Below are 439 nucleotides of genomic sequence, written 5' to 3'. Positions count from 1 at the left end.
CGGGGGCATCTCGGCCGTCGACAAGCTTGTTTTGGCCACGGTCAACGCACCATTCAAGCGGGATATCAGCGCGGCAACGCTCCAGCACTGCATTGCGCGGGCGGAGCTTGGCGAGTGGCCAGTCCACGTCGCGACATTCTTCACCGACGTTTCGCTGCACTTGATTTTGAGTTTTGCTGCCGGTCACGGTATCTCCAAGTCTAGGCTTGCTGAAGCGTACGTGGTCATGAAGACCAAAACAGGCGAGCAAAACTTGGATTTGGAGAGTGATCTTGTCTCACTGGCGATTGTTGCTCGATAGAGCAATTACCGGTTTAGAGCGCTTTCGATCCAACGGACAGCCTGTTCCTGATTGGGTGCTTGGAGGCGGTACCGCTCTGATGATTCATAGCGCGCACCGCCTCAGCAAAGACGTCGATGCTTTCATCGACGATCCGCA

The 439-nt window shown here is 55.6% G+C and carries 2 protein-coding genes; both read left to right on the top strand.

What is annotated here, in order from left to right; all coding sequences use genetic code 11:
* The coding region (locus ACZBJS_RS42815; RefSeq protein WP_463440370.1) for a hypothetical protein at nucleotides 1-301 on the top strand (301 nt) is incomplete at its 5' end.
* A partial coding sequence (locus tag ACZBJS_RS42810) for a nucleotidyl transferase AbiEii/AbiGii toxin family protein (protein WP_463440371.1) occupies nucleotides 267-439 on the top strand: 173 nt, incomplete at its 3' end. The genes ACZBJS_RS42815 and ACZBJS_RS42810, both read left to right, overlap by 35 nt.

This window comes from Bradyrhizobium sp. KZN70725 (assembly GCF_055264925.1).
Note: the sequence above shows the minus strand (reverse complement) of the source record. Positions and strands in the feature narration are given on the sequence as shown.